The 15149-nt window shown below is 39.0% G+C and carries 16 protein-coding genes and 1 pseudogene; 1 reads left to right on the forward strand and 16 read right to left on the reverse strand.

Annotated features, from left to right (window positions below):
* The 8 genes and pseudogenes from BR72_RS26820 to BR72_RS19555 all read right to left on the reverse strand — a co-directional run.
* A pseudogene (locus tag BR72_RS26820) lies at positions 1 to 822 on the reverse strand (hypothetical protein); the annotation flags it as partial.
* A gap of 151 nt (positions 823 to 973) precedes the next feature.
* Positions 974 to 1804 (reverse strand): N-acetylmuramoyl-L-alanine amidase family protein, encoded by an 831-nt coding sequence (locus BR72_RS19520; protein ID WP_035435854.1) that lies wholly within the window; start codon positions 1802 to 1804, stop codon positions 974 to 976.
* A gap of 9 nt (positions 1805 to 1813) precedes the next feature.
* Positions 1814 to 2173, reverse strand: a complete 360-nt coding sequence (locus tag BR72_RS19525; protein ID WP_035435857.1) for a hypothetical protein — start codon at positions 2171 to 2173, stop codon at positions 1814 to 1816.
* A gap of 280 nt (positions 2174 to 2453) precedes the next feature.
* A complete protein-coding gene (ytpR, locus tag BR72_RS19535; RefSeq protein ID WP_035435863.1) occupies positions 2454 to 3068 on the reverse strand; it encodes a YtpR family tRNA-binding protein in 615 nt (204 codons plus the stop codon).
* Complete coding sequence (locus BR72_RS19540) at positions 3065 to 3877, reverse strand: DUF1444 domain-containing protein (protein WP_035435865.1); 813 nt, start codon at positions 3875 to 3877, stop codon at positions 3065 to 3067. Before BR72_RS19540 ends, ytpR begins: the two co-directional genes overlap by 4 nt.
* A 68-nt stretch (positions 3878 to 3945) precedes the next feature.
* Positions 3946 to 4260, reverse strand: coding sequence for a thioredoxin family protein (locus BR72_RS19545; RefSeq protein ID WP_035435867.1), 315 nt, complete (start codon positions 4258 to 4260; stop codon positions 3946 to 3948).
* Positions 4261 to 4815: 555 nt separating this feature from the next.
* Positions 4816 to 5325, reverse strand: a complete 510-nt coding sequence (locus tag BR72_RS19550; protein ID WP_035435871.1) for a DUF84 family protein — start codon at positions 5323 to 5325, stop codon at positions 4816 to 4818.
* 49 nt (positions 5326 to 5374) lie between these two features.
* Complete coding sequence (locus BR72_RS19555; protein ID WP_035435874.1) at positions 5375 to 6448, reverse strand: M42 family metallopeptidase; 1074 nt, start codon at positions 6446 to 6448, stop codon at positions 5375 to 5377.
* A 141-nt stretch (positions 6449 to 6589) separates the two neighbouring features.
* Between BR72_RS19555 and BR72_RS19560 the strand changes: the two genes are divergently transcribed.
* On the forward strand, positions 6590 to 6901 hold the full coding sequence (locus tag BR72_RS19560) for a PepSY domain-containing protein (RefSeq protein WP_035435876.1): 312 nt from the start codon (positions 6590 to 6592) through the stop codon (positions 6899 to 6901).
* A gap of 103 nt (positions 6902 to 7004) precedes the next feature.
* Here the strand turns inward: BR72_RS19560 and BR72_RS19565 are convergent, their stop codons facing one another.
* The 8 genes from BR72_RS19565 to BR72_RS19600 form a co-directional block, all read right to left on the reverse strand.
* Positions 7005 to 7451 (reverse strand): GNAT family N-acetyltransferase, encoded by a 447-nt coding sequence (locus tag BR72_RS19565; RefSeq protein WP_035435878.1) that lies wholly within the window; start codon positions 7449 to 7451, stop codon positions 7005 to 7007.
* Positions 7452 to 7528: 77 nt separating this feature from the next.
* Positions 7529 to 8680, reverse strand: coding sequence for a thiolase family protein (locus BR72_RS19570; protein ID WP_035435879.1), 1152 nt, complete (start codon positions 8678 to 8680; stop codon positions 7529 to 7531).
* A complete protein-coding gene (locus tag BR72_RS19575) occupies positions 8677 to 9549 on the reverse strand; it encodes a 3-hydroxyacyl-CoA dehydrogenase family protein (RefSeq protein ID WP_035435882.1) in 873 nt (290 codons plus the stop codon). Before BR72_RS19575 ends, BR72_RS19570 begins: the two co-directional genes overlap by 4 nt.
* 17 nt (positions 9550 to 9566) lie before the next feature.
* Positions 9567 to 10712: an acyl-CoA dehydrogenase family protein gene (locus BR72_RS19580; RefSeq protein ID WP_035435884.1), complete on the reverse strand. Its 1146-nt coding sequence runs from the start codon at positions 10710 to 10712 to the stop codon at positions 9567 to 9569.
* Positions 10709 to 12271 carry a fatty acid--CoA ligase gene (locus tag BR72_RS19585; protein ID WP_035436364.1) on the reverse strand — a complete coding sequence of 521 codons (1563 nt, stop codon included), beginning with the start codon at positions 12269 to 12271 and terminating at the stop codon, positions 10709 to 10711. The genes BR72_RS19580 and BR72_RS19585 overlap by 4 nt, the downstream gene beginning before the upstream one ends.
* A 209-nt stretch (positions 12272 to 12480) precedes the next feature.
* Complete coding sequence (locus BR72_RS19590) at positions 12481 to 13056, reverse strand: DUF6434 domain-containing protein (RefSeq protein WP_035435886.1); 576 nt, start codon at positions 13054 to 13056, stop codon at positions 12481 to 12483.
* 133 nt (positions 13057 to 13189) lie between these two features.
* Positions 13190 to 14062, reverse strand: a complete 873-nt coding sequence (locus BR72_RS19595) for a DMT family transporter (protein WP_035435888.1) — start codon at positions 14060 to 14062, stop codon at positions 13190 to 13192.
* A 205-nt stretch (positions 14063 to 14267) separates the two neighbouring features.
* Positions 14268 to 15080 carry a TrmB family transcriptional regulator gene (locus BR72_RS19600; RefSeq protein WP_035435890.1) on the reverse strand — a complete coding sequence of 271 codons (813 nt, stop codon included), beginning with the start codon at positions 15078 to 15080 and terminating at the stop codon, positions 14268 to 14270.
* Between the last annotated feature and the right edge of the window lie 69 nt (positions 15081 to 15149).

A 15149-nucleotide genomic window follows, 5' to 3' on the forward strand; every position in this document is an offset into this window, starting at 1 on the left:
TGCTGATTCCTCTGTCACTTCTTCCGTAACTGGTTCTTCAGTCATTTCAAAGCTTGTCCCTACAACAGTAGGTTCTTGTACTTCATTTTCAGATGTATGAATTTGCTTAGCAAAATCTTCACTTCGTACGATAACATCTTCAGGCATACCCAACTGTTCTTCTTCCTGGGTATGTAACGTTGCTTCATTTTTGTCTATATCTACTGTGTGCTCTGCATCTGCTTTAACAATGGTAGGTTCAACTTCTGTTAATTCATCTTGTGATACATCAGAACTTATATAGCCATTCTTTTCTAACCACGCATCAACAACTGATTTTCCTTCCATTGATATTTCAATATCTTCTCGTTGTTGCTGTTGTTTACTTTCCTCATTTTCCTTTTTCTTGGTTTCTGGACGATTGTATCCAAAAATAGGCGAAACCATTTCTGAAGGGCGGAACGGTCTTCGATTACTTTCAACTTTAGGAGTATGTCTTACCTTCTCAGTACTTGGTTCCATATATGTCATTTCTTGCACTTCTTCTACTCGTCTTGATTGGCGCCGCTCTCTAATCGGTCTTTCTTGTATAGCGTGCTTTTCTAGACGAGATGACCCCTGCGTAATCTCGTCAAATCCATCATCAGGAATTAACGGGAACCGGAAATTAGCACCCGAATTTGATTTAGACGCTTTCAGCTCATCTTCTCGTTTATCAGAGTAGTATTTTACACGAGGGATCTGAGAAGTAACTTTTTTCTCTGCAGGTGTTTCTATTGCACTTAATGCTGTCGCTTCATTTTCTTCCTCTTTTTTAAAAAGCTTTTTCATCCAATCTAACATGCTTACCACTCTTTCTACTAAATAGTAACACCCTTTATTGTATCAGCATTCAACAAAAAGTGCAGATGAAATTGCTTTCATTTCATTTACAGAAAAATAAAAAATATCATTACATAAAAACGGCTCCATATACAATGGAGCTAAGAAAAAATTACCCTTTATTAACTCGATAACTCTCAACACTATCTGCTACACTTTGCAGTAAAGAACGTAAATAATTTACGTCTGATAATTTTTTGTCTTCTTCTGGATTTGACATAAATCCTAGTTCTAATAAAACCCCTGGTACCTCAGCCCAGTTAAATCCAGACAAATCATCACGAAACTTAATTCCGTTTACTTGTACATTACTATTTTCCTTTACTTTATTCACAATGAACTCAGAAGCGGTTAAACTCTCCTGATAAATATTTTTTGTAAAAGCATTCTCTTTTGACGTCGTCAATACCGCAAAACCCTTTTCTGCTGCACTTTCCGAACCATCTGCATGAATTCGTAAAAACAAATTCGCATGATGCTCATTAGCAACTGTCGCCCGTTCTTTATTACTTATATTTACATCATGCGTCGTTCTTGTCATGACCACTTCAACGCCTTTTGCCTCTAACATCTCTTTTAATAGAACAGCAGCTTCTAAATTTAGTTCATACTCTCGCTTTTTCGTGACAACTCCTGTTGTTCCATCTGTTACTTTATATTTTTGTTTCGTTGCCCCTGGGCCGATTGGCTCTAGCTCTAAATTCGCTTTTCGTTGGTGACCTGGATCAATACATACGACGAACTTCGGTTTTTCCCCGGCAGGAGCAGGTGCTGGCTCTTCTTTCACTTGCTCAGCTTTCGGTTCATTGTTTTGTACAGGACTTTCGACATGAGGAGGTTTCTTTTCCTCTTGCTTCGGTTCTGTTTTTACAGTTTCCTTCGTGCATCCTATCATACAAAGTGCTGCTATCATCATTACAGAAACATTTTTTATGTGCTTCATATTATCTCCCTATCTATAAAAAGAATTTCTTATGTGCTCTATGATTTCATCTACATGATCCGCAATACAATCAGGATTCCAAGTACTCATTCCCCGCTCCGCCGTATACACATGTAAATTTTGTATATCTACAAAAATAGGATTGCCAAGATCCGTATCATATCCAATCACAAACCAACTCTCTTGCCAATTTCCTTCTTGTTCTCCTATTAATGAATTTCCTTTCTTATCATACCGATAACCAACTTGGCCATCTTTAAATTCTTGTTTATGAAATAGGTAGATTTCTAACGATTGCAATTCAATGTCATGAATACGAGAAGTTTGCACGAGTTGAAACAGTTCGTAAACTTTTGGATGATGCATCATGTGATATACCTCTTTTCATATTTTTCTAGATTTTACCTAATTTGATTTCAAAATACAATTCTTTTCCGGGAGAAAATAGAATGTTTGTGTATCGTAGTTGTGATCGGAGTGTCAAACTTTGTCGAAGAGCCTTTATTCCATGTCGAAGCGCCGATATATTCCGAAAAGTGGTCGATATATTTGAAAAAGCGCTGATATATTCCGAAAAGCGCCGATATATCGGTGGACAAACAAAAATAAGAGCTGACTCCATAAGTATGGGGTCAGCTCTATTTTTTATTTAGAATTTAAACTCTTGTCCAACTTCATAGTTGTCTTCAAGTACAAGGATTCCTTTTTCTTGCGGCGCATCTGGAAGCTCTAATTCACGCGCTGAACAAATCATACCGGAAGATGGAATGCCGCGAAGCTCTGCTGGTTTAATTAACATACCGCTTGGCATTACTGCACCGATTTTCGCAACTACTACTTTTTGACCTGCGTCAACATTTGGTGCACCGCATACGATTTGTAATGTTTCTGTACCAACTTCTACTTTACATACGTTTAATTTATCTGCATTCGGATGCTTTTCTTTTTCTGCTACGTAACCAACAACAAATTTTGGTGAAAGATCCGCTTCTACTGTTTCTGTAAAATCGTTCTTCGCTAAAATTTCATTGATTTTTTCAACAAGCTCTTTCGTTAATGTGAGATTGCCTGTTTCTGTTATTTCCATATAAGAAGAAGCATTAAAAATGTTGAATCCTGCTGTTACATTGCTTTCACGATCGAAAACGCGCGCTACATCTCCTTTGCGTTCAAATGTGCGGTTTTCTAATGTAATATCTTGCAGGGCAACAATTAATGTATCCCCAATACCTTCAAGGTTATAAAAAACGTTCACTTTGTTCATCCTTTCTCTTTTTCACTTCGTTCCTTCCGATTTTTCGCCAAAATAAAGATTGGTTCAAAATTACCATCTTCATATACGAATGAAAGTGATGTAATCGGAACATGACCTTCTGCAAAAAACTTCATTGTCATTTGTGCAATAATATCATAACCCATTTTGTTCACGATATCAGCAACAATTAATACATCTTGGTGCGGAACTGCAACAACCATATCACCGGAAATTTGTTTACGCATGTCTCGTAATAATGAATCATTTAAAATTCGGCTTGCGTCATATCCGTCATTTGTATTTAAGAAATAAAATGTATTTCCAGCGACTTCATCTTGCTTAAATTCAGTGCGTAAAGAGCGTACGTTAAACAATGCCATTTCACGCACTTGTTCTTCTGTCATCCCAATTTGCTTTAGCAAACGCTGATCAATCAGACGATACGTTTTATCTGAATCTAATGCATAGTAAACATGCGTTTCTGCTGTATGTTCCATCATGACAAAGGGATTCCCTTTGTCTGCTTCTTTCGGAAAAGAAGTGGAGCGGATAACAGGCAAAATTTTCGCCGTACTCGTTACTTCTTTATGCATCGCAACGAGCGCTTCTTCTACGTAATAGACAACTTCTTCAATTGCCTTCTCTTTCTTTACCTCCCACTTTGCTACAATCCCTGGAAGAGAAACCGTAATTCCCTTTTTCGTATTTGCTTGCTCAATGCGAAGTGTTTCTTTTTCGCTATCGTACTGAAAGCCCCACTCTGCTCGTTCAAGGTGCTTCATCAGTTCATCTTTCATCTTTTTACTCGTCATTTTCATACAATTTACCTCCCTTCCGAAAAAAACAACCTCCACATATGAAGATAGAGGTTGTTTTCAGTTTCACTTTATTTTAAACCTTCAATGAATTCTTCAATTTGCTCTTGCGTTTTACGATCTTTGTTTACGTAGCGGCCAATTTCTTCTCCCTTATTGTAAGCGACAAAGCTTGGAATACCAAATACGTCTAACTTGATGCATAAATCGATATATTCATCGCGATCTACATAATAGAAAGAGAAATCGCTATATTTTTCTTCTACCTCTGGCATAAATGGATCAATAAAACGGCAATCCGGGCACCAATCTGCCGAAAATAAAAAGATCACTTTCTCCTCATTTTTCAATTCTGGAAACTGCTCCATACTTTCTAATGCTTTCATCTATAATTCCTCCCTAAAAAAGGTATGTACTTACTAATTAAATCGCTGCCATGCCGATTAAAGCATGTCCGCTACTTGCTTTCTACTTTTGTTTTAACCCTTGCACGTGGCAGAAAAAAGCCCCGACCGCTCTACACATAGCCAGACGCTCTCGCCATCTAAAAAGAAGCATGTTTATCTTCCTTTACAGAAAGCACTGCCATGCACATTAAAACATGCCCGCTACTCGATTGCTCCCTTTGTTTTAACCCTCGCACGTGGCAAAAATAGACCCTGACCGCTCTACACATAGCCAGACGCTCTCGCCATCTAAAAAGAAGCATATTTACTAATTTAATCTTTCTTTACACAAAGTACTGCCATGCAAAGTAAAACATGTCCGCTACTTGCTTTCTACTTTTGTTTTAAACCTTGCACGTGGCAGAAATAGGCCCTGACCGCCCTACACATGACCAGACGCTCTCGCCCATCTAAAAAAAAGAGGATTTTAAAGGTTTTTTTTAAGTTTTTTAAATTGTATTTCTATACTACCATACATTACTTCCAGTGCAAGGTTTATGCTTTACTTCTGTCATACATGTACTGTCCAACTAATAGCTTCACAACATGCACAAATAACTCCGTCCGATCTACATAATTATTTGTAAAAATACCGATTGCTCCTTCGTTGCTACGAATGTCACGTTGCTTCGTATAGTCTTCCATCACTTCGCTTAATTCTTTTCCTTCTTCAAGAGGGTGAATAAACTCATCTGGCAGTTTCATACGTGCTCCGCCTGCGGTAAATAGCTTGCCTTCTTTCGTTGCTAAAGCCCCCCAGTTACACATAAACAAGCCGTGCTTTGTATGCATCACGCCGCCTTCTAAACCAATTCCGATATCGGCTTTTCCTTCTGCTAATGCTAATTTTGCCCGGTTGCTTGCTCCTTGGAGCGTTTCTTCATCAGAAAATGGTTGCGCGGACACATGAGACGGGACAGACAGTGAAATCATTTCTGCTTCTGTAAGCACTTGCTGAACTGCATTTACTTTCACTTTGTTTTTGGATCCAACTGCTACTTTCATATTTTCACCTCGAATTCAAAAAGAAAAGGCCTCATTTGGCCTTTCCCTATTAAACATTTTCTTTAATTGTTTCAAACGTTGTTTTATCTGTCGCTTTTACTAATTGAATCAGCAATTCTTTTGCTGCTGCATAGTCATCGATATGTAAAATCGAAGCGTGTGTATGAATGTAACGAGCACATACACCGATAACTGCAGATGGTACACCAGAGTTACTTGTATGTACGCGACCTGCATCTGTACCGCCCTGTGATACGAAATATTGATACGGAATGTTATGCGTTTCCGCTGTATCTAAAATAAATTCACGAATGCCGCGGTGTGTTACCATTGAGCGATCATACAAGCGAAGTACAGCACCTTTTCCAATTTGACCAAACTGCGTTTTATCTCCTGATGCATCGTTTGCTGGGCCTGCATCTAACGCATAGAAAATATCAGGCTGAATCATATTCGCAGCTGTTTGTGCACCGCGAAGGCCGACCTCTTCTTGTACTGTTGCACCGGAATATAATGTGTTTGGCAATTTTTCATCTTTTAACTCTTTCAATAGCTCAATCGCAAGGCCACAGCCATAACGATTATCCCAAGCTTTCGCCATAATTTTCTTTGGATTTTTCATCGGTGTAAACGGACAAATTGGTACAATTTGTTGGCCAGGTTTCACACCAATTTCATGTGCTTCCTCACGGCTATCTGCACCGATATCAATTAACATGTTTTTTATATCCATCGGTCTGTTACGTTGTTCGTCGCTTAATAAGTGCGGAGGAACAGAACCTACTACACCAATAACCGGGCCGTTATCTGTCATAATTTGTACACGCTGCGCTAGTAATACTTGGCTCCACCAACCGCCTAATGTTTGAAAACGAACCATTCCGTTTGGCGTAATTTGCGTTACCATAAAGCCAACTTCATCCATATGACCAGCTACAAGAACGCGCGGGCCATTTTCGTCACCCTTTTTCAAACCGAAGATACTGCCTAAACGATCTTGTACGATTTCATCTGAGTATTTGCTTAGTTCTTGCTTCATAAAACGGCGTACATCATGCTCAAATCCTGAAGCACCTTGCAGTTCTGTTAACGTACGAAATAGTTCCATTGTCTCTTTATTCATCACGGTACCCTTCCTTCAATCCAGTAATAGAATCACTATTTTCATTGTAACGAAATTTTCGAAATCTTTCTAGTTTCTTCTTTTTTTATGTAATTTGATTTATACTTATGGGGAAAACTTTAACAGGATAGAGGTGAATGTATGAACTGGAAAAGCTTATTAGCGGGTGTTGGTTTAGGTTTTGCAGCTGGATATGTTGTTGCAAATAAAGTTCAAGAGCAATCCCACATTTCTTCTGAAAAAGCATTAACAATGGTCAAGCAAGCATTAAGTCATAAAGGTGAAATTACAGGTTCTTGGGTACATATGGTTCCTGAGACGTTTGAAAAATATGATGTTACTTACGATGTATACCGCGGTGGTATTACAACGTTATTACACGATGTGCAAGAACGATTTGAATTTTTAGTAGATGCAAAAACAGGTACAATTTTAGAAGTGAAAGTTGCTTAATGCGAGGTGCAAATTGGTTTTAAGTAGTTCTAGCACCCAAAAGCTTGGATTACGTGTAAATCCAAGCTTTTTTTATTTCTATTTCTTTAAATAAGCCTACTTTTCATAAACAGAACTTCGCTAATTGCTCACCCCAAGATGATAATTCCGTCTCTATAAAACCTGCCTTTTGATAAGCGAATTTTGCGGCAAGATTTTCAGGATGATATCCAATCATAATAAGTGGAATATTAATATCATTCCTTCTCTTTATTTCTTCAATAACCAATTTTATCGCATGTACTCCTATTCCTCTTCCTTGGAATCCTTTATCAACCATCAGTCTGTAAATCCAATAATTATTATCGTCACCGTCTATTCCATACATAGTAAAACCTACGATTTCGTTATCAAGATATATTCCTTTTGCATAGAAATTGTCTAGAAACTGCACTTCTGCAATGGAATACAAATTGGAAGCGATAAATGGCTGTTGCTCTCGATTCACTGATAATTGAATCGCATCTTCCCAATTATTCTTATCGATTGCTTTTAATGATATATGTTTCAATATAATGCTCCTTCAAAAGAATATTTCCATAGTCTTCTTGTCGACTTTGTATGTTTACATCGTTTCTGCACCTCTTGTTATATTCTTTCAATAATTGTTGCCGTTGACATCCCATGTCCGATACAAATTGTAAGCAAACCATATTTCCCGTTTCTTCTTTCTAGTTCATGAAGAAGAGACGTCATCAATTTCACACCTGTTGCTCCGAGTGGATGCCCTAATGCAATCGCACCGCCGTTCACATTTACTTTATGTAAATCTGCTTCTAGTTCTTTTTGCCATGCAAGAACAATAGAAGCAAATGCTTCGTTAATTTCGACTACGTCCATATCATGAATTGTTAAGTTTGCTTTTTGCAGTACCTTTTTCGTCGCGGGAATGACACCGTCTAACATCGTTGTAGGATCTGAACCAACTACAACTTGATTGACAATCCGCGCCCGTGCTTTCAATCCTAACTCTTTCGCTTTTTCACTATCCATTAACAAAATGGCCGCTGCTCCGTCACTAATTTGACTCGCATTCCCTGCTGTAATCGATCCGTTCTCTTTAAATACAGTCTTTAAATTTGCTAATGCTTCAAGAGAAGTGTCTGCTCTTGGTCCCTCATCGTTTGTAACGAGCATTGTATTGCCTTCTTTATCTATCCCATTTACTGGGAGAATTTCACGTTTAAAGTTACCTACTTCTATTGCTTGCAACGCACGTTGATGACTTTCATAGGCATAGTTATCTAGCTGCTCTCTTGTAATTCCATATTTTTCAGCAATCATTTCTGCCGACACACCTTGATGGACAATTTCATATTTTTCATGAAGACTACTTGGAATTGTATTTGCATTACCATCGCTTAAAATTGGTACTTTCGTCATATGCTCAACACCAGCAGCAATGGTAATATCCATATCACCAGACTTAATTTCTTGCGCTGCAAAATGAATTGCTTGTTGCCCCGAACCGCAAAGACGATTAATCGTTACAGCTGGAACAGTGATCGGAAAATCCGCTTCTAAAGCAGCAAGTCTCCCAATATTAAAACCTTGCTCTGCAATCGGCGTCACACAGCCCATGACAATATCTTCTACCATACCTTTTTCTATATTGGCACGCTTCATCACCTCATCCAATGCAACTGCCGCCAGTTGCACGGGATGAAGTTCACGAAACGCACCGTTTCTTTTTCCAACTGGCGTACGTACCGCTTCAACAATGACAACTTCTCTGTTCATATTCTCTCTCCCACTTTCCCTTTTTCATAGTTATAGAACCCTTTTCCAGTTTTCCTTCCGAGATGCCCTGCCTCTACAAGTTTCACAAGCGTTTGCGGAGCGCGGAATCTATCACCAAATGCTTCGCTTAAACCTTGACTTGCAAATAACATCGTGTCTAATCCAACATAATCCGCTAACTCAAACGGCCCCATCGGATAGTTCAAGCCAAGTTTAATCGCTTTATCAATTTCTTCTTTACTGCCTATCCCTTCTTCATACATACGCATGCACTCTAACAAATGCACGGCAATCGCTCTTGAAGTGACAAACCCTTGCATATCTTTCACAACAACGGTTTCTTTGCCAATCTCTTCTGCTAACTCTTTCACCGCTTGTATTGTATGTTCCGCTGTATCAACTCCTCTCACAATTTCAATCAGTTTCATAACAGGTGCTGGATTAAACCAATGCATCCCTAACACCTTTTCCGGGCGATTTGTCGCACTTGCAATCGCCGTTACACTTAATTCAGATGTATTTGTTGCCAGAATGGTAGACGAGGAAGCGTAGCTATCTAGTTGTTTAAATATCTCTTTTTTCAACTGCAAATTCTCTGGAGCAGCTTCAATAATAAGCTCTACATCTTTACATGCTTCTTCTATCGTTATAGTAGACACGATATTCACAAGAACTTGCTCTTTCTCTTCTTCACTCATCCGCCCAGCTTTCACAAAACGCTCTAGACTTGTTGTAATCCCTTTGTATGCTTTTTGTATACTTTCTTCTGACACATCATACATTTTTACGCTCTTTCCACCTATCGCTAATGCCTGAACAATACCACTTCCCATAATCCCAGCACCAATTACCGCAATATTCCGAATCATCATCTTCCTCCCTTTCATTACAAACCCATACTTTTCGCAATAATATTTTTCATAATTTCATTTGTCCCCGCATAAATGGCGCTTACGGGAATGTCCCGGTACCTTCTAGCAATCTCGTATTCTTCCATATACCCATACCCACCGTGGAGCTGCATGCATTTTGCCGCTACTTTCTTTGCAAGGTCTGTTACCCACCACTTGGCCATCGATACTTTCGTTACAATGTTTTCACCTTGCATATGTGCTGCAATACATTCATTCACAAACGTGCGACCAATTTCAATTTCTGTATACATTTCAGCAAGCCTAAACTGCACCGTTTGAAAATCACTAATACTTTTCCCAAATGCTTTTCGTTCTTTTACATAGTCCTTCGTTAAGCGCAGCATCACTTCTGCCGCTGTTATCGCCGCAATTGCGACAATGAGGCGCTCTTGCTGTAATTTATCCATTAAATAATAGAAACCTTTTCCCTCTTCCCCTAACAAATTAGAAGCAGGAACTTTTACATCTTCAAAAATAAGTTCCGCTGTATCTTGACTATGCAATCCAACCTTTTCTAGTTTTCTTCCTCTCTTGAATCCTTCCATTCCTCTTTCTAAAACGAGTAAACTAATTCCTTTATGCGCCGGCTTTACAGTTGTATCTGTCTTACAAACAACAACGACTACATCCGCATGAATCCCGTTTGTAATGAATGTTTTTTCACCGTTTACAACATAATGATCGCCTTCTTTTCGCGCCGTTGTACGAATACCAGCTAAATCAGAACCAGCTCCCGGCTCTGTCATCGCAATAGCAGTAATATATTCACCGCTCACACACTTTGGAAGCCAGCGCTTCTTTTGTTCTTCTGTTCCATATGCCGTCAAATACGGAACGACAATGTCATTATGTAAACCAATTCCTACTAAACTTGAACCAACCTTTTCTAACTCTTCATTTATGACAACTGAGTATCCAAAATCAGCTTCAGCTCCGCCGTACTTCTCTTCTATCATCGGACAAAGAAAACCATTTTCCCCCATCTTTCTCCAGAGAGACCGTGGAATCATTCCGTCTTTCTCCCATTGGTTATAATGCGGATACGCTTCCTTTTCTAAAAATTTACGGAAAGCATCACGGAAAATGTGATGCTCCTCCTCTAAATAGGCATGCTTCATCGTATTTTTTTCACCTCTGTCCCTTGATTACGCAAAATAAACTTTTGAATTTTCCCGCTCGCATTTCTCGGTAGCTGCTCCGTAAATACATACCTACGCGGGCGTTTATAATCAGCGAGCTTATCACTTTGCCTGCAATATTCATCTAACTTTTCTTCTGTAAGCGACCCGTCCTTTGAAACAACGTATGCAACGACGCGCTGCCCCCACAAATCATCTTTCTCCCCTAATACCGCAACATCTAACACACCTTCATGCGTGTATAAAAAGTCTTCTACCTCGCGCGGATAAATATTCTCTCCGCCGCTCACGACCATATCGTCAACGCGATCAGCTACATATAAATACCCATCTCGATCGACATAACCTAAATCTCCTGAATGGTACCATCCTTTATATAAAGCTTTTTCCGTCACTTCTGGCTTGTTGTGATACCCCGCCATCACGCATGGACCTCTCATAATAATTTCTCCAATTTCATAGGGAGGTAACACATCATCAGGTTCAGACGGTCCATCATCGTTCGGACGGACAACACGGATTTCGTGATTATATCCAGCCTTTCCTGCCGAACCAACTTTGGAAAGTTGCTCATGCTCCCGTAAAAATGTAACGGCCGGTCCCATCTCTGTCATGCCGTAAGCTTGTATGAGCGAAACATTCAACTTTTCATCGCAAGCTTTAACGAGCGCAGGTGCCATCGAAGCCGCTCCGTATAAGCCGTATTGCAGCGATGACAAATCATACTGCGCTAAATCTTCCTGCAGCATCATATTCCACATTGTCGGTGCCGCAAACATCACCGTCACCTTTTCGTTTTGAATCGTCTCCAAGACAAGCTTTGCATCAAAATGATGAAGAATGATATTTGTCGCACCGCTATGTACTCTCGGAATGAAACAACAATGAAGCTCCGCACAATGAAACATTGGCGCCGTCACAAGGCCGCGGCTATTTTCCGTGTAATGTAAATACGCAACACCCATCATACTTTGATCAATAATTTCCCGGTGGCGATGAAGCACACCTTTTGGCTGACCTGTCGTTCCACTCGTATACATAATGGAACAAATGTCATCTTCCTTTACTTCTACTTTTTCAAAATGCGGCGTAGCATTTGCTACTTTTTCTTCATATGAAACAGAAAATGATGGTTTATTTTGGTCAATGTACCAAAATTGAATGTGAGGAAATTGTGTATGAATGCTTTCTACTTGAGAGGTTATTTGCTGTTCAAAAAGTACAATTTTAGGAGAAGCATCTTCTAATATATAGGCAAGTTCTTGTGGTTTTAATCGAAAGTTGATGGGATTAAATATAGCTCCTATTTTTGCACAAGCAAAACACGTCGTCGCAAGTCGGCTACTATTAAAAAGGAACGCCGAAACGCAGTCACCCTTTCGAATCCCGCTTTGTTGAAACGCATGAGCAAGTTTATTTACCTGTTCATTCCACTCTGCATACGTCCAGCGAATCTGTTTTTCAGGCTCAACAATCGCTTCCTTATTCGGATAATTCCCAGTTGTTACTTCCAGTAGTTTCCCAATGGTCATATACACGTTATCTTTTCCCTCCATTCATTAAAACGCTTTCATTTTTTTCGCTATCTTCCTATAAAAAAACAAGATAGCTTGGGAATTATTATAACAATTTTCAGAACACTTTACGGGTGAATCTTTCGACAAATAGAGACAACTCCAATTCGCTTTGATAGTTAAAAAGGCCAAACAAATAGCATTTGACTTGTTCATCAAATGCTTCGTTTCGCTTAAGAATGATTAGAGACATATTTGTTACTTCCAGGGAGTTTCTTAATGTTATTCCATGCTTCCATCGCTTCTTTACGACCTTTTCCTTTATTGTTTGGATCTGCGAAAAAGTCACGAGTAAATTGATTGTATTCAAATTGAGGAGCAATTTGTTTCTTATATGCCGGATCTTTCTTGCGCTCTTCTTCTTCATACCAAGCAGCTACAACATCACGATACGTTTTTCCTACATTATTTTTAATATAGTTTTGTATATAAGTAGAAAAGTGAAACTTAGGACTAATCACTGTCTTAAAAAAGACTCTTACATCCTGGCTACAACGATGATTTTCTGTAATGACTGTATCAAGACTTAAATTACCTTGTGTTTGGGACTTTGTCTTATCTTTTGGCTTTCTCAACGCTTTTTTGATCTCCCCGGTTTGAAGAAACGTTTCAATTCTATCTGTAATCTCTATCTTAGAACCAGATGCACTCATTCCATGTTCCCTGCAAAATGATTGCAGCTCTTCTTTTAACCAGTAAAAATCTTTAAAATCTTGAATCGAAATATCTTTTGTCAGATTAGGTCTCACTATTCACACCTCCACATGTACTTTTATTCTAGAATGTATGTTCGTAAATTACAATTCATCATAAGGAAAAAAGAGTTTATTTTAACCAAAATCCATTAAAACAAACTCTGAACATATTTTACATATATACAACTTAAGCCTTTGCTAATTGTCGTTCTTTTTTTGGAGAATAACTCATTCCCGCAAACACGAGAAAAATGCCGAGAAGCTGATACAGATCAGGACGGTAATGTAAAATCGTAACATCTAGTAAAATTGCGACAATTGGATCCACAAAGACTAAAATCGCAATTGTTTGCGCCTTTAATTCTCGTAAACTACTAAAGAACAAATAGAACACAAATCCTGTATGAATAAATCCTGTCACAAGGATATAAAACCAATTTTCAGCAGTAAGATGCGTAAATTTTGACCAATCCACAAATGGAATCAACAAGATAACACCAAGACTCGTTTGAATCACGGTCGTTAACAACGGACTCAGTAGTTGAATTCCCTTTCCTGTGATGGAAGTAAGTGCATAGAAAAGGGCTGCAGCAAATGCCCATAAGACACCTGTGGATAAAAATTCGGAAACGCTTGTATGTTGATGAATCCCGCCAACTAACAATGTACCGACGAAGCAAACAAAGAAAAAGAACAATCCTGTTCCTGTTATTTTTTCTTTAAAGATAATAGAGCCTAATAGAAGTACAATCACTGGTGCTAAATGATAAATTGATATCGCGACAGTAATGGGCATGACTTCAATGGAGCGAAAGAAAAAGACCCAGTTTATAATAAGAAACAAGCCACATAGTAAGGCAAGACCATACTCGCGGCGCGGAATAACGTTTTCTTGTTTTGCTGTGAATGTGCGAAAAAGCCATATTCCCCCTAACAAAACACTTGCACAAAGACATCGTACAAAAACCAATTCAATCGACGGGAGGCCTGTTTTAATCGAAAATAGACCGATAGAACCAAAGATAGCCATAGAGGCGACAAATTTTAATTTCGCATACATGTAACTCCCCCTAAAGTAGTCATCGTTATAACGACTATTGTTTTGTGCGAAAAAAACAGCTTTATCCCGCATTAACGGGCAGTACCCCCCACCTCAAGATTGAAAAAATACGAAGAAGATAGGTGGGGGATAACTGCCCGTAAATGCCCGATTCGTTCAACTAACCATCAGTGGGGAATACCACCCCACTGATGGAAGTTTCACTTTATAATAAGCTGTTTTTTCCTGTCATAACATGAGTTAAATCTTCCCTTTTCTTCCATAGTTCATCTAGCTTTTCAGGACCGAACGCAGTTGTAACTTCCTCTACCATAATGTCATGCCGAATGTATTCAGTAGCAATTAGAACGAGCGCAGGATCAGTTGACTTCACAGCCCACTCCGAACCTCTGTCGCTAAACTTAGCAATTAGAGCTTCTTCTTCATCTCGAACGAGAATCGTCAAATACCCACCCATACGTTTGCTCACAATGTCCGGCGCCATGTAGTTGTGATGATATGTGTGCCCTAACTTCTTATCTTCTGCTCCAAATAAAACTGTAAAAATCGGGATTGATCCTTCTTTTTCTCGAACAGCTTTTTCAATGTCTTTCACAAGAGGAGACCAAATGGATAACCAAAGTTCTTTGTTTGCCTCTCGAATCATCGAAAGCATTTCTTGAACAATATGTTCATACTGAACAATTCTCGTGACAACATCTATCTTTTGATCACTTTCTAACGTCGTAAGAGATGATTCGAGCACTTCTAATGACGCATCCATCTCTTCTTTCAAACGAGCAAGCAACAGCTTCGGTTCAACAGGTTTATAGACAATCGGATCAGAAGGAACCGTTTGAATCGCTCCCTTATCAAGCAATTTCCCTAACACCTCATAAATCATAGAGCGCGGAACACCGGAACGCTTACTTAATTCATAGCCGGTGATAGCAGGTGATTTCAATAAACCGATGTAAGCCTTACACTCGTATTTCGAAAATCCATGTTTTTGCAATTCGGCAATTGCTTTCTCTTCCATAAGCCCTCCTAATAGTAGTTATTGTATTAACTACTATAAAACATCAAAATTGAAATGTCTATATTTTCA

It is taken from the genome of Bacillus sp. UNC322MFChir4.1 (assembly GCF_000746135.1).
In the GTDB taxonomy this organism is placed as follows: Bacteria; Bacillota; Bacilli; order Bacillales; family Bacillaceae_G; genus Bacillus_A.